This is a genomic window from Paenibacillus sp. Y568 (assembly GCF_059445545.1).
Map to the genome: position 1 here is coordinate 1 of NZ_JCAIUM010000030.1, position 20,268 is coordinate 20,268.

The window sequence follows — 20,268 nt, forward strand, 5'->3', positions numbered from 1 at the left end:
GTAAACGTATCCACAGTAAACTTGGTTATTTATCGCCGGTTCGCTTTGCTGCGCTCTTTCAAAAGAAGAAGAATGCATAATAAATTTCTTAACGGAGTGTCTACTTTCTTGACGGTGGTCCATTTCTCCATTTAATTCGAACGATATACCGAAATTATTGAATAATATACAATATTAACTGGAAAATTTCCTGTTATAGAGGGATTTAACGGGTTCTACCCATCATTTAGCTGGATAATTTCCAGGTAAATGAAATCATGCAGAGATAGGTTATCATCATGGAGATGCGCAAGCATTCGCCTACAAGTTTGCTACATCAGAAGTATAAGCTTGCCCTCTGATTTCAACCGCTTCAAGCGGTATTTAGTCTTGAGATCAGAGGCAAGAGCAAATCGTAGAGACAATCTGTCATATATATTTGGATATAAATATGTGAATTTACTTTGTTAGCAGAACTATATGCGATATGTGTATCTTTTTCTGTGGCAACAGCTAAGAGGTGTATTTTGTATGTCATGATTAGATTGCCTTGATCTCCAATTATATTATGTTCTCCGCTTGCCATAATAGTACGTGCTAAGGGGCCACCAAAGAATGGCGAAGATTGGATAGACTGCCCAGATGGTGTTCGCGGTAGAAATAACATTTGTTGTGATGAAAAATAAGCTTGTGAGGATACTTGCTGCAATAGAGAATGCGTAATGTTTCTTGATTCTCCCGAAGTATATAGCTAAAGGCCACCATAATACGAGAAAGGTGGGATATATGACCCAAGGATACTGAGGTGCGTAGAATGTGTTGAGCACTGCGTAGTACAGGATTGTACCTATACTTCCAATGATGGCGGTTGTTAATGTTGAACGATATTTCCCTAAATACATAAGGACAGGCCACAAGAGAATGGGGTAGATTGCAAATACAAACCATATATGATCCGGACTTTTTAGCATATTCTCGATGATTAGAAACGCAATGAGGATGAATGAGGTGATAGCTGAATAGTGATGAAGTTTTCCTTTATTCAAAAAGTAGCCTGAGATCGGCCATTGTAGAATAGCAAAGGATGGATAGATGAACCATATCTCATGAGGTGTGGTACTGTAATTAATAAAGGCAAAAAACAGGATGCTTAGCACACTTGCAACGGTAGCAAAACTTGCTTGTTGCTTATTCATTATTTGAACGCCTCCTTATTTCATTCCTAACCATTTATAGAACATCGAGAGTGGCCACCAAGCGACAGCGAACACGGGATACACGAACCAGATCACATCTGGTGAATAATAAAGATTGATAAACACGAACAATGCCGTAATAAGTCCGCTTCCCCAAAGTGAGAATCCTAAATGCAAAGAATAACGTTTGGGGTTTTTAGCGGGCAATCGGTTCGTACCCAACTCTTTTTTAATATCTTCAATATCACCAAATTCAACAATGGCCTTGTTAATAGCATCTTCCTCATCTTTACCACTAAAGATCAGGTCGCTAACTTTCTCTTCCAAGTTCTGAATAATGTCTTGCATCATCAATTCTTTGTGATCGCTTGCAGGGACATCTCTAAACAATTCCTTAACATGATTTTTAATTTGGCGCATTACATACCCTCCATAAAAATATTTATTATTTCCTTAATTTCTTGCCACTCTTCAACCGTTTCTTTGAAATAGGCCTTGCCAAGCTTCGTAATTTTATAGTATCTACGTTTGCCCCCATGCGAAATGTCTCCGAAATAGGATTCAATTAATTCTCTTCGCTCTAACCTTTGGAATACGGCATATAAGGTGGCTTCCTTAATCTGAAAGCGGTCATTTGTCCGTAGACTGATTTCTTTGGAGATTTCATAACCGTATTGATCCTTCTCATAAATGAGCCTCAAAATAATAGCATCTAAATGTCCACGAATGATGTCACTACGAACCATTAGTATCCTCCTTCTTGGAAAAAAGTGTTCTACCTGATAGAGTAAAATTATCATACATTGCTCTATCTGTCAAAGTAATTATAGGCGAATATATCTGAGGGAACTTCTTGTGGATAATACATTTGTTACGATGTTGAAGAAATCGTGAATTCAAAAAATACATATTCATTTAGATGAATAAGATTTACCTTAAATTTGTTTATTTATGAGATATCAGAGGTACTATATCTAATATCACATCTTATTGTCCTGAAACTGGATATTATTAAATATGATATGCTACTTTATAACTAGGTAAATAGTCCTTAAATCACATCTAGAGCTTACATATGATAGAGAGGAATATGTTCATGTCAAAGGATAAGCATTGTAAAAAACCTGCTTCAAAATCCGAGTTATTCTCAGTGTATGGAGCATTATGGATGTATATATTGAGAATAATCATCTTGCAACATTACTTGTTGATGCTGTTGAAGAATAGAAGTATCCGCATTTGATGTTAAATTTATATTGGCAGAGGCCATAATGAATGCCCATTATCATGGGAACCAAAAAGATTGTACAAAGCCAATTTATTTATATCAGATGTAAGCTAAAAGTTATGCACTAGAATATACAAGTGAAGGACAGGGGTGATGAAACAGAGAAGTTCTCCATTCCAGAGGAGATTGACAATGATGACTTGTTTGATGAGGGAGGGAGAGGTTTATTTCTAATTTGTTGTTTATCGGAGCATGTAGAAATGATTCATAATACGGATTCATATTGATAAAACGTTAAACGATACGATAGTACGAAATTTGTTATAACCGTTCCTAAGGATAAAGATGACACAGATCTACTATGCATAAGATAATGGGGAGGATAGCAATGAAGGTTAGTCTAAAAGTAAAAATAAGCATACTCTTGTTTTTGATCATTAGTATTCCTTTATCTATTTCTGGAATAATGTCTTATAATTTGGCATCTCAATCCACACAAACAATAATAGAAGAGGAACTCATAAATACTACATCTTCAGCTGCCAAAACGATTGATAATAAATTAGAAGTTGCAAGGAATTATCTGCAAATATTAACCAAGAATAATGCGTTAGACAAACTTACGATAGACCCTATGAATCGTGATTTAATGGACAATGTCTATCAATATATATCGAGTATTCAAGAAGAGAATATGGATTTAATAGAATCGCTGATCATTACTGATGTAAAAGGAACGGCACTTATTACTAATAGTTCAGAATCACCGGACATGAACCTGAGTGATAGAGAATATTTTCAGAATGCGCTTCAAGGATCAGAAGCTATTAGTAATGTAATTATTTCAAAAGATACTAATAATCCTATTGTAGCCATCGCATTACCTTTACAGAATGACAGTCACACAACGGGTGTATTGGTTGCAACAATACTTTTTGATACAATCTCGCAGTCTGCATCTGAGATCAAGATAGGAGATACCGGTTATGCTTATATGATTGACCAAACAGGACTATTCGTCTCCCATCCAGTAAAGGAAAAAGAACTTGTAGAGAATCTTGGTGGAACAGATAATAACGAATTAAATGCACTCTTACAAAAGATGAAGGCTGGGGAAACGAGTCAAGGATTCTACACATATGAAGGCGTGTATAAGTATGTAACCTTTCAACCTGCGGGTAATTGGATTGTAGCCACTACCGCAAATTATGAGGATTACATGGAACCGGCCATCAGAATCCGTAACGAAACGATCTTGATCATAGTAATCTGTATCTTTGTTGCCATGATACTAGGCTATTTATTTACAACACTAAATATTATCAAACCAATTGGTAAACTGAAGAAGGCGATGGCTATAGCTGGTGAGGGTGACTTAACCATACATACCTCCTTAAGAACGGGTGATGAGCTTCAAGAATTGAGTCAATCTTTTAATACGATGATAGATACGCAGGCAGATATTATAGAAAAGATAAGAGTAGGCTCTAACGTATTGTGCTCCATGTCTGAAGAAATGGCAGCATCTTCAGAGCAGATAAGTGCATCCATTCAGGACATTAGTTCTAGTACTGAGGAAATTGCTTCTGGTGCAGAAAATAATAATCAATCCGTCATTCATGCTTCCCAGGTTCTCGTACAGTTGTCGAGTCTAGTTCAGATGGCCCAAGTTAAAGCGGAAGCTACATCTATTAGTGCGGTTTCAACAAACAAGGTAGCCTTGTTAGGAAGAACGGGTGTTTTGAATGCTGTAAAGGCTATGGATGCCATTAGCAACAGTACAAAGGAGACCGAAGATATACTGATTTCAATTAATGAAATGTCGGATAAGGTCTCTACAATTATTGGAACAATTAATTCGATATCTCAACAAACGAATTTGCTTGCTTTAAATGCTGCAATTGAGGCGGCAAGAGCGGATGAAAACGGTGCAGGATTTAGCGTAGTAGCTAGTGAGGTCAAGAAACTATCGAAAGAATCTCATATTCGTTCAGAAGAAATATCAGAATTGGTTCATAGTATGGTTTATAAAATTGAGAAGGCTGTGATTGCCATGAGAGGGGCATCTGAAGCTGTAACAGAAGGTGTGCTAATTGTTCAGGAAACGGATCATGCCTTTGTTCATATTATTGAATCAGTAGAACGGATAAGTGAAAATGTACAGGAAATCTTGGATATCACTAAGGATGAAGTAGCAACCTCTGATCAGATCATCAGTCTCATTGATTCGATGGGCAACATTTCGGAATTAACAGCAATGAATAGTAATAACGTTTCTGCTGCAATTGAAGAACAGTCAGCGACGATAATTAACTTTGCGAGCTCCGCGGAGGAAGTGAGTGCCACGGCCAACGAACTTGAGATCCTTGTGGAACATTTTAATATAAAAGATGAATAGCTTGAATGAAATCGTCATCCATAGGTCCATTTGCCAGGAGCACAATAGGTAATTTATAATCGAAATAAATAACTTGTTGAAATAGGAAGGGATGACTAACTTATGATTAAATCGTTGGAATGTCCACACTGTGGTCAAGTTAATGATGTTAATACACAAAAGATTGATGAAGCTTTATGTGGATCTTGTAAAGGTACATTTAGTAGTCTAGTTGTATTAGGTGGGTATAAGTCAAATAATGAATTAGCCAAAGCTCTTGAGATTGATACCGAATTTGCCCCGGACGACAAAGTTGATGTAAGTTCTTGGACGTCAAAAATCGGAAACGATGCAAAAAAAGAGGAGTATGTGAAGGAAGGATTTTTAAAAAAAATCAAAAAACATGCTTCTAAAATCCCTTTTGCGAAAGATGCGGTAACGATGTACTTCTGTGCCATAGACAGCAATACACCATTATCAGCAAGAGTAATAGCGATGGGTGCACTTGCCTATATATTACTACCTTTTGATGCCATTCCTGATGTTATTTTGGCTCTGGGCTATACGGATGATGCTGCTGCGTTCTGGGCCGCTTATAAGATTATTAGTGTCCATGTAACAGATGTGCATAGACAGAAAGCGAAAGAATGGTTTGTGAAATAATCATTTTTACGGAGAAATAACGGATGGTTACATGAGGATTACCCATAAAAGGGTTGCTATTGCACTCGTGTTAGTAGTTATCGTCATTGTACTCATTCTAACAATAAGTAACTTTGGAGATTCTCTAGGAGATACTATTATGGGATAATAGTATTCCAAAAAAAGGCCTCCACTCCGATCAATACTGTTAACTCCATAATATTATGAACACTTTTTTCAGTGTCTGCCGTAAGGAGATAATACCACTATAATCTGTTTCCAATCCTTTTTTGAAAACAGAGCCTTGCTTTTAAATGTAAAATGTATATTCGAATACCGTGCAATCAATCGACTGGTTAACTAGAGATTCAATATATAGAAAGGATGTTACTTTCTTAATGGATCTCTTTTTTGTCTGTCTAATGATGCAAAGATGGGAGCTGAGAAGAGAACATGTCCAATGAATTCTATTACACCGCCAATTCAATGGAAGAATACCTAGAAGGCGTGCCACATAACTATATCTATACCCCATAAAATTAGACACTATTGGAATGGTGGCATTCAATCTCTCCTGAAGACGTTTCTTGAGTATAGAGATAGTTCCTGCGTTTTGGCACTTTATTTTAATGGTAATCAAATATTATTGAAATAGTATTTCAAAGATGTTATCCTTCATTTAGAAAGCGATTTCATTAACGGAAAAGGATGATGATAAAAATCATGTTAGAGCATTTGACAACAGAGACTCGCAATAAGAAGACAATGAACTTGGATGAATTAACACCTCTTGAACTTCTGGAAGTGATGAATGAAGAAGACCAAAAGGTCCCACAGGCTGTTAAACAAGAAATTCCGCAAATTGCCAAAGCCGTAGAAGTAATTACAATGGCGATCAAACAAGGTGGACGCTTAATTTATATGGGGGCTGGAACGAGTGGACGTATTGGCTTGCTAGATGCTGTTGAATGTCCACCAACATTTGGGACAGTACCTGAAGAGGTAGTTGGGCTAATTGCTGGTGGAGAGAATGCGTTTATTAAAGCGGTCGAAGGTGCAGAGGACAATGAACAATTAGGGGTGCAAGATTTACAAGATATTAAGCTAACAGCCAAAGATGTTGTCGTAGGAATTGCCGCTAGCGGACGCACGCCTTATGTAATCGGTGGATTAGAATATGCCAATTCTATTGGAACGCCTACCGTAGCCGTGAGTTGCAACAAAGATTCAGCAATTGGTAAAGTTGCCAAGATTGCGATTGAAGTCGTAAACGGACCGGAAGTGTTAACAGGGTCAACTCGTTTAAAAGCTGGGACCTCTCAAAAATTAATTTGCAATATGCTATCAACAGCTTCGATGATTGGTACGGGGAAAGTATATGGAAATTTAATGGTAGATGTACAGTTAACTAATGAAAAACTGGTAGAACGTGCTAAACGTATTGTTATGGATGCGACAGATTGTGATGCTGAAACAGCAGAAGATTATTTGAAAAAGGCAGATCATAAACCGAAAATTGCAATTGTAATGATTCTTGCTTCGCTTACTAAAGAAGAAGCTGTACGACGTTTGGAAGAATCACAAGGTTTTGTACGTCAAGCAATAAAATAATTTGAAAGTAAGAAGGGGGCATAAACATGAGTAAATATCATGATTTAGCTGTCAAAATATTAGAGGCTGTCGGTGGTAGTTCAAATGTATCCTCATATACCAACTGCATGACTCGTCTTCGAGTAACAGTTGTTGATCGCAGTCGAATCGCTGAAGCGCAATTGAAGAAGATTGATGGGGTTCTAGGTGTAGTGGAAGATGAAACGTATCAAATCATTCTCGGACCAGGGGTAGTGACCAAAGTAGCAGAAGAATTTGGTAAAGTGTTAGAAGCAAGTGTCTCGGAGGGTAGAAGTTCATCTTCGGCTGAACATTTACAAGCAAAAGGTGCACAAATGAAAGCGCAATTAAAAAAGAAAAATGATACATCGTTCAAAAACTTTTTGCGTAAAATAGGAAATATTTTCATACCCCTAATTCCTGCATTCGTTGGAGCGGGTTTAATTGCGGGTATTGGCTCGATTCTAGCTAACAATATTACAGCAGGCAACTTAGACGCAACAACTTGGCAGCAATATGTAACAATATCAAATGTTATCAAAAATGCAATTTTTACTTACCTAGTCATATATGTCGGTATCAATGCAGCTAAAGAATTTGGTGCTACTCCTTCACTTGGTGGAGTAATCGGTGGGATAACGCTTTTAACAGGTGCTACAGCTGAACTGCCCATTCATAATATATTTAACGGTGCGCCTTTAACGTCAGGACAAGGAGGAATTATTGGTGTACTAATCGCAGTATGGATTTTATCTATCGTTGAAAAATATTTGCGTAAAGTTATTCCGGATGCAATTGATATTATCGTTACACCTACAATAGCCTTACTAGGCGTGGGGCTGTTTACGATATTTTTCATTATGCCATTCGCTGGATTTATTTCTAATAACTTAATCGGAGCGATTAACTGGACGATAGACGTGGGTGGTGCATTCTCAGGTTTTGTATTAGGAGCAGCGTTTTTACCACTTGTAATGTTGGGACTGCATCAGGTATTGACGCCGATTCACATTGAGATGATTAGTAGTTCAGGGATGACGGTATTACTTCCGATGCTTGCTATGGCTGGTGCGGGTCAAGTAGGGGCATCCATTGCATTATGGATTCGTTGCAAGAAGAATAAATCATTAACGAACATGATAAAAGGTGCTCTTCCAGTTGGTATTCTAGGAATCGGTGAGCCATTAATTTATGGGGTAACCTTACCATTAGGTCGGCCATTTATTACAGCTTGTATTGGTGGAGGTATTGGTGGTGCGGTCATTGGTTTATTTGGCAACGTTGGAGCGATTGCTATTGGGCCATCTGGATTGGCGTTAATTCCATTGATCGCGAATGGATTATGGTTGAAATATGTAATAGGGTTAATTGCAGCTTATGCTGGTGGGTTTATAACCACTTATTTCTTCGGTGTACCAAAAGAGGCTATGGCAGAACAGGATTAAACAACTAGAAATACTGAGGTGATTCGATTGTTAGGAATTTCAATTTTTGTAGCGGACCGGACGTTAGAAGAAAACATGAATTATATGAAAGAAATGAAGGAAGCAGGTTGTACAGAAATATTTACATCCCTTCATATGCCAGAAGATGATATAGAAACATTGAAGAAGAAATTCCTGGAAATTGCAAACGCTGCAAAACAATTAGACATGGACTTGATGGCAGATATTTCTGGGAAAGCGTTGGAGAAATTCTCTTTCCCCTTTTTATTGCAATCAGGTGTGACAGGTTTGCGGATGGATTTTGGATTTGGCGCCCATGAAATTGCTGCCTACTCGCAAAAAATGAAAATTGCCTTAAACGCAAGCACCTTAACAGCAGAGTTCTTAGCGACATTAAAGGATCATCATATTTGTCTTGAGAACATTGAAGCTTGGCATAATTATTATCCCCGTCCCGAAACAGGTCTTGATAAAGAAACGTTTATAGAGAAGAACAGATGGCTGCAATCTGAAAGCATTACGACAATGGCCTTTATTCCTGGAGACGGGCTGAAGAGAAAACCATTATTTGAAAGTTTACCTACATTAGAGAAGCATCGGAATCAATCTTCTTTTCTAGCTTACTTGGAATTGGAGAAAGATTGTGGCGTGGATAAAATTTTTGTTGGAGATTTAACACTTTCAGAATGGTCTCAGCATCAATTTCAAAGGTATGAGGAAGGAGTTATTCCTTTGCGAGTAACCAAGGAACTGCCTTATGCATTATGGGATATTGTTCATCAAAATCGTCTTGACGCTGCTCGTGATGTGGTTCGCTCAGAAACTGCAAGAACTGATGAACATCGTTTTGTAATGGATAAAAATATTTCGCCTATCCATACGACCAAGCGACCTAAAGGAACGATTACTGTCGATAATTATTTGTATGGTCGCTATGAACATGAGTTACAGATCACGTTAACGGATCTGCCGGCACATGAAGGCGTTAATGTGATTGGTCATGTTATAGAAGAAGACATTCCACTATTGGACTACATTAGAAAAGGTGGAAGCCGTTTTTCCTTTACAACTGCTACTTAATGATTACTCCCATGGTCAAGACCCCATTTTATAGACACTGAAAAAAGACCCTAGGCTGTAAGCTGCTTCCGGAACTCTACCGGAGGCAGCTTATTTAGCCTTCGTTGTGGTCGATGTTGGCTGTAAAATCAAATATAGGGCGCCAACCTTGGCAGCATGTCATGGTACGCATGAGACGTGTACTGGAATCCCTGATCGCTGTGAATGATCAGTCCAGTTACGTCTTTTTGCTGAGTCCACGCCTGCTTAAACGTCTGCAATACCCGTTCATTTTCGTTTCGGTTACTCATCTCATATGCAATAATTTCATTGTTAAACAAGTCTTTAATGGCAGAAAGTCCGAACTCAACGAATTCTCTATACTTTCTCATCCATACTTTTAAACGATGCCGGTCTGTGATTTCAAACCTCTCCATAAGCCTTCGATACGTCCAACCTTCTTCAATATGAAGGCGTATCGCCTCAATCTTGATTTCAAACGTGTACTTGTTAAATGGCTTTCCTTTTTCCTTTTGTCGTTGGCATAAAAAATGAATCCTCTAGAATTACATCGGACAAACCAGGGGTTTTATCCAATGTCAATTCTAAGGGGTGCACTTAAGGATGTATAGGGGTCTTGGTTATTGGGTGTGATTAATCAATTGAGATTGAGATCGACACCGAGGTGTTTTTAAATTAAGCTATGATGGCGAAGTTGGCAGAAGGATAAAAGGGTCGAAGACCTTATTGCACGCTCTTTATCTTTCTTTTCTTGGTCATATAACTGAAGAATGTTGTCATAAAAAAGACGCCTAAAACCATAGAAATGATACTTCTCGCTAAATAGGCCGAATCCATGCTGAATAGAACGTTATTTCTAAACCAAGCTTGGAACGGTAGCCCTATGCCAAGCAAAACAGCGAAGAACAATACTTTGGTTAGCCACCCTTTACCTTTCATTCTTTTGATGGAACTGTTAACGAACACGCGCAACAATCCTAAACCTGAACCAACTGCAAAAAAGATGAGTATATACATTTTGACATCATTATTCGTTATTATCGCACTCGTGAGCATTCCTGCAGCAATTAGAAATGTTACAACCATTATGATCATATTTGTCTTTTTCAATGGGGTCACCTTCCGCGATTAAGATGTATTCAACACACTGTCGTGTGGTATAGTATTAGTTTAAGTTGTTGATACAATCAAAGCAATAAACAATAAGGATGTAACTGTTCATTGACGGAGGAAATGGCATGAAATCAATCTACGATGAAATGATCGAAAAGACGAAAGAGAAAATCCAGAATAGCTTTTTGAAGCTGCTAACGGAAAAGCACTTCATGAAAGTATCTGTTCGGGATATCACAGCCATTGCAGCTATTAACAGGGGAACTTTTTATTTACATTTTCAGGACAAATATGATCTTCTTAGCCAAATGGAGGAAAGCTTATTAAGTGGGCTCGAATTGCATTTGCAGCGTCTAAAACCAGATATCTTGCTACTAGAAGCAGAAAAAGGGCAAATCTCAAGGCTGGCTGTTGAAGTTTTTCGCTATATACAAATAAATGCAGATTGCTTCAAAGTGTTCTTAGGGGAAAATAATCACTACGGTTTTCATAAGCGGCTTAAACAATTTTTCGTTAAACACTTTAGTGAGAAAATGATAAAAAATGAGATGTTTTTTCGAAATTTGACGATTCCAAGTGATTATATCTCGTCATTTGCTACTTCAGCTTTTTTAGGATTGATTGAACAATGGCTTGATAAAGCCCTAGCAGAATCACCTGAAGAAATGGCTGATATGTATATTAAGATTATCTTTTTTATAAGGAAAATGTGATAAGTATAGATAGTATTCCATTTCATATTGTTATTATTATCTATTTTGTAGAATAGGACATATCATGAGGGAAACCTCAATGGGGCAGAATCCTTCTATGCTGTAAAAGGGTTCCGCGGCTCACTGAGGGGTCAAACCGTTGTTATTTAGCTACTAGTTCAAGAATCTGATTGTAAGCATTCAAGAATTGATCGGGGTTTGGATCTTTTCCTTTAAGTTTGGGAACGTCATACTTAGATAAATCGAAATGATACGTAGGTTGAACATCATGTTTAGCTAAACAACTCTTACAACAAGCCAAGGGACAACCGTCAATTGCAATGATGTCACGTCCTGACTTTGCTGTTTTGACAAGCGATTTGACATCACCACCGACACCAGCGATGCAGGACATTTCAGCTAGGTTTTCTCGATCCATTTTAATTGCAATCATGTTGGCGGTCTGCGCTGCCGAGGAACATCCAGAACATGAATAAACAAGAGGAAAATCATTTTTAATCATTGGGGACCTCTCCTCACATTTAATTTTGATCCGTGTATGTCTGCATTGAATAAATCTTTAGTATCATAACCTGAATTTAATGACTGACCTGTGAGGGGGGTCACTTTTAGTTGTGAATAAAATGGTATTTTATTCTCCAATCGAGATACGAAATTTTTGGTATCCATTGGATCTAAAGAGCTAAGGAAGCTGTCCAAACACCGTCTAAAATCTGATATCTTGCTACTAGAAGCGGAAAAAGGACAAATATCAAGGCTTGCTGTTGAAGATTCCGCTAGTTTGATTCGTTCGATAACATTTGCAGGCAGGGATGAAGTCGCTAACGGACACAGTTGACTCTAAACACAGCATTATTACACATTTTGAATGCTAACGGGATACCAAAGGTCGTAAGCCTATTGAAGCAGATAGAAGGGCGACCAATAACACAAAGCAGCGTTTGTCCAATATCAGGAGAATCACTGCTTTGCTATATGTAATTGCTGTATGTAATGGACTCCAGGTAGCTATAATATGACTCTAAGTACTAGCATTTGATTTTAGATTTAAGATGTGACTCTTGAGATCGTCTAACGTAATAGTCATGGAAATGGTTGAACATCAGCTGGCACTATAATTGTTGGAATGATCACAGTGAAAGTGGTGCCTTGATGGGGGAGACTTTCTACAGTGATTGCTCCGCCATGGTTATGTATAATATTCTGAGTGATCATAAAACCAAGACCCGTTCCTGTTTCTTTGGTCGTATAAAACGGCTTACCAAGTGAATTGATCTGATCTTCTGTCATCCCGGAACCTTCATCTTTCACACTGATTCGAGCTTCACTTTCATTTGTTAGAATATGAATAACTATGTTTCCTCCGTTATTCATCGCCTCCATCGCATTTTTAAATAAATTAATAAATACCTGTTTAAGCTGATAATTCTCACCATGAATCCATATATATTTATCCGTACATACAGGGAGAATATTGATGTTCTTCAACGCTGCTTGTCCGTTCATTAATGTGATTACTTGCTCTAGTAACGACAACAAATCCACAGGTTTACTGATATGCGTCGTTTGAGGTTTGGATAAGACAAGTAGCTCATTGACGATGAATTCGATGCGTTTTAGTTCTGACTCAATAATAGAAAAATATTTATTATTCATCCGCTCAGAAGAGCGAAGTAGCTTCATAAATCCGTTAATGGCTGTAAGGGGATTCCGTATTTCATGAGCAATTCCGGCTGCTAATTGCCCCGCAGTAGATAACTTCTCGGATTGGATTATCCGTTCATCTTCCAGCATTTGATATGATATATCTTTAAATATTCCGATGAAGGCTCCGTTTCCCTTATATGTAATCGGTAATGTAACTCCATCCACATATTTCTGCTGACCATTTAAACAATTGATTAGGTAGCAGACAGAGTCTAATGTTTTATCACTGTAAAACTTTCTTCTTCGTTCTGTGAGGATTTCATAATTGGAATGATCTATAATATCCATAGTGGACAGACCAAGTACTTGATCCAGGCTCTCTGCATGAATTAATTGTAATCCTGCTGGATTCGCATACTGAATAATCCCTTGCTTAGTTATAAGGATGGCTTGAGGCAGTTCTTCCAACAGTTTCAGGAAAGATTTCTCTTTCTCAAGTAGATTTGTCTTCGCAACCTCTAGGTGAATCTCCATTTGTCTGGCGCTGGTCTTATTCTCAAATTGAACAAAATAAAACAGAGGTGCGTCATTGGCATCCCGAATGATAGAAATACTGATATCTAGTAATAACCGGTGTCCAGATGGATGGGGGTAATTCTGTTCATATCGATACGGTTTGATGTTCATGGATGGAACTGACTTTCGCAACTGAGCGTTTTCATAGATTTGTTCTAGAAGGGTACGGACGGAAGGAGAGGATGAATCAAACTCATTCGGATCATATCCCAAAAGATCATATAATGCAGAATTCAGTTTCAGAAAGGTTCCCTTAAACGAAATAAAAGCCATACCCATTGCAGCTTGTGTAAAGACAAAGTCATAACTTGGGATTTCATTTGGCATCACTGCAAGTCACCTCTTTTTATAATTCCAGGAATAGGGTTCAGAGCATTATTTCAATCTGCAATATATGTCACAGTCACAGTCATAGTATAAAACATATATCCTAATTAAATATATATAATTTCAAGTAATTAGGAATTCTTGTAGAATGAGAGAATAGTGTAGTTGTATTTTATAGTAAGTGGAGGCATTTTAATTGCAATCAATCGTTGGTGAAATTCGGGGGGGGGGGCAATCACTGGATCAACGGCAGTTTCGTGGGAATTTTGTTATCGCTCTGAACGATGAATCGCTATTCGAAGGGGATTGGATTGGGCGGCGGCTCTCCATAGGAGATGTGCAGCTACAGGTGGATAGTTTTTGTGAGAGATGTATGGTCATAACGATGAACCTTGATACCCTTGAAAAGGAACCAAAACTGTTGGGGGAATTGAACAGATCTCATAGAGGTAAAGGGCAAAGTTATGCGAACACACAGAAGGTGGCGGCAGAGAAGGCAGCGTTCTTAACGGAAAACGAGGGGTTTACATGACATACACTTTTCAAAAAAAACAGAAATCATATAGATTGGACGCAAGTAACCATGCTTATGTCTGGATGCAGCTTCCGATTATTGTAGGAGAAATAACCAAAAGATTTATTAATAAACACCATGCATTAATGCCGTGTAGGGGAAATTAGGAGGTAATATAATGAATCAGAATGATCAATTGCAGGTACATGCTTTATCTGAAATCGAACATTTAAAAGTTCATGGTAGAACAACAGGAAGTCTTTCTCCTTTAACATTATTTTGGACAGGTAGTGCGATTGAATTCAATGTAAAGGGATCTGAGTTGTGGATTGAAGTAGAAGTGGATTATGATGTTTATGAGCCTTGGATTAGTGTAGTTATTAACTCAGTTCCAGTAAGTAGACAAATGCTAACAGCAGGAAGGTATTGGGTTTGTATATTTAGAGGCATGAATAACAGTGTTGTGAATAATGTTCGTATTGTAAAAGATGTGCAAGCGATGAGTGGGGACCCTGATTGCTCTTTGCAGATTCATGCTGTGAAGGCGGATGGAGAATTTCTACCTGTGGAGGACAAACCTTTTAAAATAGAATTTATTGGTGACAGTATTACTTCCGGTGAAGGAGCGATTGGAGCTCAAGCTGAAGAAGATTGGATTCCGATGTGGTTTAGTGCAATACATAATTATACTGCGATGACAGCAGATGCTCTGAATGCAGACTATAGAGTGATTTCCCAGAGTGGGTGGGGAGTTCTTACAAGTTGGGATAATAATCCACAGGGTAACATTCCAGCGTGCTATGAGCAGGTGTGTGGTCTTCTTACTGGAGCTAAGAATGAAGCTTTGGGTGCTATGCAAGAATATCATTTTGATACGTGGCAGCCAGATGTTGTTGTCGTTAATCTTGGAACAAACGATGGGGGAGCTTTTCATTCACCAGAATGGGAAGATAGCATAACAGGGGAGATCCATAAGCAACGATTAAATGATGATGGTACTTTTCATAAGGATGATATACAAGCTTTTGAGGACGCTGCCGAGAAGTTTCTGATGGAGCTTAGAAAAAATAATAAAAATGCACACATCGTATGGGCTTACGGAATGCTAGGTATCCCCATGATGCCAGCGATCTATCGTGCGGTCGATGCCTATAGCAAGAACACAGGTGACAAGAAGGTCTCTGTTGTTCAACTTCCCAATATGACAGAGGAAACTGTCGGTGCAAGAAGCCATCCTGGAGTATTAGCCCATGAGCAAACAGCGAAAGAGTTAGCTGCGTATTTGAAGGATTTATTAAAATATAAGAATTTATAAGTATTTCTGCTTATAAATAGAATTATATTTCAACGCTAAACGTTTCATCGCCGCTAAAGGACGGCGAAGCCGTCTATGCTTGTGTTCTAAAAACTTAAGCACAGTAAGGCTTTGAATTTATGAAATTGATTCAAGTGTAAAGATTCCAGCTAAAAGAGCTTGGGTGAGTAATACCAGTGTTAATGGATGGTTCCTCACCATGTTTTTCTGACCATTTACCAGTGTCATTCTGAACCATGAAGTGATAGTCAACCACATCTGAATAAACATCAACTTTTCCGTTGTTATTAGAATCAATCCAGCCGACTCGGAAAGCGATACGATGCTCATCGCTATTTATCGCAGCTGTTCTACTGGAAAGAATTATCCATGAATTATTCAGGTATAATTGGTTGTAATTTCCGTCTGAAACGGCAAGTCCAGCACCGTAATTAACGTTAGTAAAGTAGCCAGTATCAAATACATTTGAAGTACCATCACCATCACCAGGGTTCATTGCCCAAGGAATTCCAACTGCGTAACCGTAGCAGTTAATGCTGGTTGAATTTTCTTGATAATAAGCCCAAGCGCTTCCATAGGCAACTGAAGAAAAGGGAGTTATTTGTTCAAATTGTAGGGAAGACTTGATGATATCTTTACCAATAGCATCCGTCGGTGCAACGAAGCTTGTATATTTTTCAAGCTCACCTACGGTTGTTTGGTTACCCTTGTCATCCATAATGATGGCTTCGTCGCCTTGATAGATTCCAACTTTTGCTTTGGAGACTCCAGAAGTCTGAACCTCAGTAAATGATTGGGCTGCATTGGAGTCGTCTGGTGCAGCCATAGCAACGGATACTAGACTTAAGTTAAGTACCAATGCACAAGAAATGATGCCAGTTTTGAATGTTTTATTCATCCTATTAATCTATTTCTTTTATTTGGTATTTTTATTCAATACCATTGTTAAGCCGATGATAAGTCGGTTTGGAAAGGTATCAATTACTCGGGCTTCTAGTCTGTGCATCTAACAAAAAAAAGTAGTGCCTGAATCTGAGGTCACTGATAAAGTCCGCTTTTTCAGAACGGAAAAATATGTGAAAGAAAACGAGCCTCTAGAATTGCTTCTAAGGCTCGTTTTACGTATAGGGAGTCATATTTGACCCTCTAAAATTCATGAGTTTTCCAAAAACACTACTTTTTTAGTGGTCTCCCTGAATCTAGGCACTACTTTGGTTAACCTGGTATAGTCATTGTTTATATTTTTCTAATACACTTTTCTTCAGTTCATTATATTGGTCATTCGTAGCTTGCATGGTTTTTTCTTCTACATCAGTTCCAGATACCTCATGCTTACCTTGTTCCAGAGCATTAACCCAATATCCGCCAAGCTTTTCGCTCCACACTAGAAATAAAATATATTCCTTACCTTCTTGTATTGGTGTGTAATCTTCATAATTCATTCTAACGCTACCCTCGTTGTCTTCGATCACATAGGAAGGTTCGAATGTTACAAGCTCAGAACCGATTTCCTGTTTTGTAGAATCCTTATATACTTGGGTTACTTTCACCTTAGTTTCTGTTCTGCCCGAAGGCCCCCAATCAAAATTTTCAATGATGTTTTTGCTTTCACCAGTTGCAATGACTTTAACTACAGCATCTGATTGAGATTCTGCATCATCTGCGTTTGTGAAAATTGCATGGTTGGCTTCGATTTTATCTGTACGTAATACAGATGGTGCAGATTTCTTCGCGATTGAATCAACTTTATTTTGAGCATTCTTACTTATTGTAGCAATATCGTTCTTGCTATCTACAGTAGAGCTATTTGAATATGAAAATATCCCTAGCCCAATTGCTAAAGAAGCAACGGTTGTCAATACTATAATTTTCTTCATGCTTACCACCCCCATTTTGTTCTTACATGAGCCAAATCAATAGCTGTAGGTGAAGTCAGGGCATACTTACCCGATTTCATCCAATGATCTCCTGAGTGTGCCGGTGCGTTTTCAAAATGATTTAAGCCGAGTACATGACCAATTTCATGTCCAGCATTCATAAATCTTTCTTGCGGTGTCCAACTGCTTGTCCAACTAGCATCTATAACAACGACAGCTACCTCATAGTTTGACCCATTTGTTATAGCGTTCCGTTAAAAAGCCAGTAAGAGGTTTCTCCGTAAGTACCTCCCGGAAGTGAGTATTCACCGGCATAAACTTTTAATTTTGCAGTTGAGGAACTTCCAGAACTAAAGGCAATTCCGGATGATGCTTCATCCCACTTACTTCTCGCGTTATCTACAGCGCCATTTTGACCGTATGATGAAACAGATGTATCGTACCAATAGGTAATACTGCTTGCACCACCTGATATTGAACCTGTTTTAATGTGCGTGGTTCCAGTATCAGCGCTTGCCGTTGCTGCCATTAAAGAGAAAACAACTGTCATTGATGTGACAATTAATTTTTTCCCCCATTTAGAATTTTTCAATGATTTTCCTCTTTTGGGATGATAATATAATTCAACTTTCACTATATAGACGGTTCGAACAAGTAAAATGTTTCCATATCTTATACATATTTCTCATTTTTCTCTAGTGACTTTATTTCTTTGTAAAGGTATACCTTTACGAACACTCATAATAATTGAGATTTTCCGTCCTTGAAGATATCATATAGCGGCTTTTTCGTTGACGACAGCGCTCCCATTGTGGAGGTCTTTTTTGCATCCCTTATAAATTACTGGACAGTCAAAAGTTCTTGTCGAAAAATCGTCGCGTAGAAAAATAACCCAATCGAGCGAATTATGGTATCCTTTAGTTCTCACACGAAAGGAATAATTGCCAAATGGGTTACAAAAGCAGTTTACCCCATTTCCGAGCGATTGACTATACCTATATGCTCAAATACTTGAATACCCTTTTACAACCTTTCCGTTCCTGCTTTTCCAGACAAGCCACGTTCGAATGGTTCGTCGTTCTAGTCATCGGCTTTATGCTGCGCTCCGACCATCTGGGTGTGACTTCCGTGATTCGAGATCTCTCGCTGAATGGCCGCTGCTACGAGACGCTGATCCACTTCTTCCGTTCGTCTGCCTGGTCGCCGCAAGCGTTGCGGCGGATTTGGCTTCAGGTCGTTCGTCAGTCTGCGCCGTTGCTGGTGATTCAGAATCGCGTGGTGCTCGTCGGCGACGGCATGAAGCAGGCCAAGGAAGGCCGCCGGATGCCAGGGGTCAAGAAACTCCATCAGGAATCCGAAAATGTCTCTAAGGGTGACTATATCTTTGGTCATTTGTTCGGAGCCATCGGCATTCTGGTCGGCGATTCCCGGAAATGGTTCTGCTTGCCCTTGTTTATGAATCTGCAAGACGGCGTCAAAACCATTCTGAAATGGAAGAAAACAGAGAGCGAACCAGAGTCGCCTTCCCATGTCGTTCAGATGATTGAACAAGGCTTCGAGGCTGCAAAAGGCTTCGGTCAAGCCTTGCTGCTCTTGGATCGGTACTTCTTATCGGTTCCGGCCTTGGAGCGACTGAACGCGTGCCATCTTGCTTCGGAAACCCGCATGCATCTGGTGACGAAAGCCAAATCGAACGTGGTTGCCTACGAACGCCCCCCTGCGAAGAAGCCGGGACGTGGCCGACCGCCGAAAAAAGGAAAATCGGTCAAACTCAAGGCGTTGTTCACAACTCGTACTGCCGATTTTCAAACCGCGACCGTTCCGCTGTACGGCAAAGAAGAGACGGTTCAATTTCTGTGCCAGGATCTGCTTTGGGCCCAGGGCTTGTATCAGGAATTGCGCTTTGTGCTGGTGGTTCATCAGGGCCGCTGCTCCATTTTGGTCAGTACCGATCTGACTTTAGCAGCCGTAGATATCATCCGCTTGTACGGTTATCGCTTCAAGATCGAGTGCACGATTCGGGAAATGAAGCAGGTGATCGGCGTCTTCGGCTACCGCTTTTGGAGCAAGTCCATGCCGAAGCTGAACCGTTTTTTGAAAAAAGAGGAAGCTCATCCGCTGGAAGCAGTCACGAACGAACAAGACCGGCAACGCATCCAAAAAACGATTCAGGCGATTGAGGGATTCGTGATGTGCCAGTGCATTGCGATGGGACTCCTGCAACTGGTTGCCTTGCGTTTTTCAGGCCGGGCGTCAGGGGTGTTTTTCCGCTATCTGCGAACGCCCTCCCATGCCGTAGTCTCAGAGGCCAGCGTTGCCGCTTATTTACGCAAGTCTATTTTTCGCTTGTTTGCTCAAAACCCGCATTTATCCATAACGAAAATAATTAAATCCAAGCAGGAAAATGTTGATGTGGAGCGCGATTTGCTGGTTTCTTAGCGCTGTAGAACTTTTTACTGTCCAGTACTTATAAATAGAATTATATTTCAACGCTAAACGTTTCATCGCCTCTAAAGGACGGCGAAGCCGTTTATGCTTGACGAGATAAAAAGGAGGAAATATGAACCGAATATTAGTTATTGGATCAGGGGGATCGGGCAAATCTACTCTATCTCAAAAGCTTGGTAG

General features: G+C 39.2%; 19 protein-coding genes. 9 read left to right on the forward strand and 10 right to left on the reverse strand.

What is annotated here, in order from left to right:
• Positions 1 to 545: 545 nt before the first annotated feature.
• Genes AC1D7X_RS24670 through AC1D7X_RS24680 form a run of 3 tightly spaced genes read right to left on the reverse strand, consistent with a single transcriptional unit; the run spans position 546 to position 1,921 of the window.
• Positions 546 to 1,175 (reverse strand): hypothetical protein, encoded by a 630-nt coding sequence (locus AC1D7X_RS24670; protein ID WP_495476337.1) that lies wholly within the window; start codon positions 1,173 to 1,175, stop codon positions 546 to 548.
• A 15-nt stretch (positions 1,176 to 1,190) separates the two neighbouring features.
• Positions 1,191 to 1,595 (reverse strand): permease prefix domain 1-containing protein, encoded by a 405-nt coding sequence (locus tag AC1D7X_RS24675; protein ID WP_495454651.1) that lies wholly within the window; start codon positions 1,593 to 1,595, stop codon positions 1,191 to 1,193.
• Positions 1,595 to 1,921 carry a PadR family transcriptional regulator gene (locus AC1D7X_RS24680; RefSeq protein WP_044876632.1) on the reverse strand — a complete coding sequence of 109 codons (327 nt, stop codon included), beginning with the start codon at positions 1,919 to 1,921 and terminating at the stop codon, positions 1,595 to 1,597. Before AC1D7X_RS24680 ends, AC1D7X_RS24675 begins: the two co-directional genes overlap by 1 nt.
• 870 nt (positions 1,922 to 2,791) lie before the next feature.
• Here AC1D7X_RS24680 and AC1D7X_RS24685 point away from each other — a divergent pair.
• The 5 genes from AC1D7X_RS24685 to AC1D7X_RS24705 all read left to right on the forward strand — a co-directional run bounded on the left by AC1D7X_RS24685 (position 2,792) and on the right by AC1D7X_RS24705 (position 9,558).
• Entirely contained in the window at positions 2,792 to 4,801 is a 2,010-nt protein-coding gene (locus AC1D7X_RS24685; protein WP_495454652.1) for a methyl-accepting chemotaxis protein, read from the forward strand.
• A 102-nt stretch (positions 4,802 to 4,903) separates the two neighbouring features.
• Positions 4,904 to 5,443 (forward strand): YkvA family protein, encoded by a 540-nt coding sequence (locus tag AC1D7X_RS24690; protein ID WP_495454653.1) that lies wholly within the window; start codon positions 4,904 to 4,906, stop codon positions 5,441 to 5,443.
• A gap of 702 nt (positions 5,444 to 6,145) precedes the next feature.
• Entirely contained in the window at positions 6,146 to 7,033 is an 888-nt protein-coding gene (gene murQ / locus AC1D7X_RS24695) for an N-acetylmuramic acid 6-phosphate etherase (RefSeq protein ID WP_495476338.1), read from the forward strand.
• Positions 7,034 to 7,059: 26 nt separating this feature from the next.
• Positions 7,060 to 8,478: a PTS transporter subunit EIIC gene (locus AC1D7X_RS24700; protein WP_495476339.1), complete on the forward strand. Its 1,419-nt coding sequence runs from the start codon at positions 7,060 to 7,062 to the stop codon at positions 8,476 to 8,478.
• Between the two features lie 27 nt (positions 8,479 to 8,505).
• Complete coding sequence (locus tag AC1D7X_RS24705; RefSeq protein ID WP_495476340.1) at positions 8,506 to 9,558, forward strand: DUF871 domain-containing protein; 1,053 nt, start codon at positions 8,506 to 8,508, stop codon at positions 9,556 to 9,558.
• 128 nt (positions 9,559 to 9,686) lie between these two features.
• Here the strand turns inward: AC1D7X_RS24705 and AC1D7X_RS24710 are convergent, their stop codons facing one another.
• Together AC1D7X_RS24710 and AC1D7X_RS24715 are read right to left on the reverse strand one after the other, a co-directional pair.
• Positions 9,687 to 9,974 carry a DDE-type integrase/transposase/recombinase gene (locus AC1D7X_RS24710; protein WP_495476341.1) on the reverse strand — a complete coding sequence of 96 codons (288 nt, stop codon included), beginning with the start codon at positions 9,972 to 9,974 and terminating at the stop codon, positions 9,687 to 9,689.
• Positions 9,975 to 10,281: 307 nt separating this feature from the next.
• A complete protein-coding gene (locus tag AC1D7X_RS24715) occupies positions 10,282 to 10,668 on the reverse strand; it encodes an MFS transporter permease (protein ID WP_495476342.1) in 387 nt (128 codons plus the stop codon).
• A 128-nt stretch (positions 10,669 to 10,796) separates the two neighbouring features.
• On the opposite strand from AC1D7X_RS24715, the gene AC1D7X_RS24720 reads away from it, so the two are divergent.
• Positions 10,797 to 11,384 carry a TetR/AcrR family transcriptional regulator gene (locus AC1D7X_RS24720; protein ID WP_495454657.1) on the forward strand — a complete coding sequence of 196 codons (588 nt, stop codon included), beginning with the start codon at positions 10,797 to 10,799 and terminating at the stop codon, positions 11,382 to 11,384.
• A 142-nt stretch (positions 11,385 to 11,526) separates the two neighbouring features.
• Here the strand turns inward: AC1D7X_RS24720 and AC1D7X_RS24725 are convergent, their stop codons facing one another.
• Both AC1D7X_RS24725 and AC1D7X_RS24730 read right to left on the reverse strand, forming a co-directional pair.
• Positions 11,527 to 11,886, reverse strand: a complete 360-nt coding sequence (locus AC1D7X_RS24725; protein WP_495454658.1) for a putative zinc-binding protein — start codon at positions 11,884 to 11,886, stop codon at positions 11,527 to 11,529.
• A gap of 581 nt (positions 11,887 to 12,467) precedes the next feature.
• The gene (locus tag AC1D7X_RS24730; protein WP_495476343.1) at positions 12,468 to 13,934 is read right to left on the reverse strand and encodes an ATP-binding protein; all 1,467 of its coding nucleotides are present in this window, start codon (positions 13,932 to 13,934) and stop codon (positions 12,468 to 12,470) included.
• A gap of 196 nt (positions 13,935 to 14,130) precedes the next feature.
• Here AC1D7X_RS24730 and AC1D7X_RS24735 point away from each other — a divergent pair, with 196 nt between their 5' ends.
• Both AC1D7X_RS24735 and AC1D7X_RS24740 read left to right on the forward strand, forming a co-directional pair.
• Positions 14,131 to 14,466 carry an MOSC domain-containing protein gene (locus AC1D7X_RS24735; protein ID WP_495476344.1) on the forward strand — a complete coding sequence of 112 codons (336 nt, stop codon included), beginning with the start codon at positions 14,131 to 14,133 and terminating at the stop codon, positions 14,464 to 14,466.
• A gap of 160 nt (positions 14,467 to 14,626) precedes the next feature.
• Entirely contained in the window at positions 14,627 to 15,763 is a 1,137-nt protein-coding gene (locus AC1D7X_RS24740; RefSeq protein ID WP_495476345.1) for an SGNH/GDSL hydrolase family protein, read from the forward strand.
• Positions 15,764 to 15,893: 130 nt separating this feature from the next.
• On the opposite strand, the gene AC1D7X_RS24745 is transcribed toward AC1D7X_RS24740, so the two are convergent.
• The 3 genes from AC1D7X_RS24745 to AC1D7X_RS24755 all read right to left on the reverse strand — a co-directional run bounded on the left by AC1D7X_RS24745 (position 15,894) and on the right by AC1D7X_RS24755 (position 18,232).
• Positions 15,894 to 16,661, reverse strand: coding sequence for a hypothetical protein (locus AC1D7X_RS24745; RefSeq protein ID WP_495476346.1), 768 nt, complete (start codon positions 16,659 to 16,661; stop codon positions 15,894 to 15,896).
• A gap of 331 nt (positions 16,662 to 16,992) precedes the next feature.
• Positions 16,993 to 17,640, reverse strand: coding sequence for a hypothetical protein (locus AC1D7X_RS24750; protein ID WP_495454663.1), 648 nt, complete (start codon positions 17,638 to 17,640; stop codon positions 16,993 to 16,995).
• Positions 17,641 to 17,881: 241 nt separating this feature from the next.
• Entirely contained in the window at positions 17,882 to 18,232 is a 351-nt protein-coding gene (locus tag AC1D7X_RS24755; protein WP_495476347.1) for a hypothetical protein, read from the reverse strand.
• Positions 18,233 to 18,588: 356 nt separating this feature from the next.
• Between AC1D7X_RS24755 and AC1D7X_RS24760 the strand changes: the two genes are divergently transcribed.
• On the forward strand, positions 18,589 to 20,079 hold the full coding sequence (locus tag AC1D7X_RS24760; protein ID WP_495476348.1) for a transposase: 1,491 nt from the start codon (positions 18,589 to 18,591) through the stop codon (positions 20,077 to 20,079).
• Positions 20,080 to 20,268: the final 189 nt, after the last annotated feature.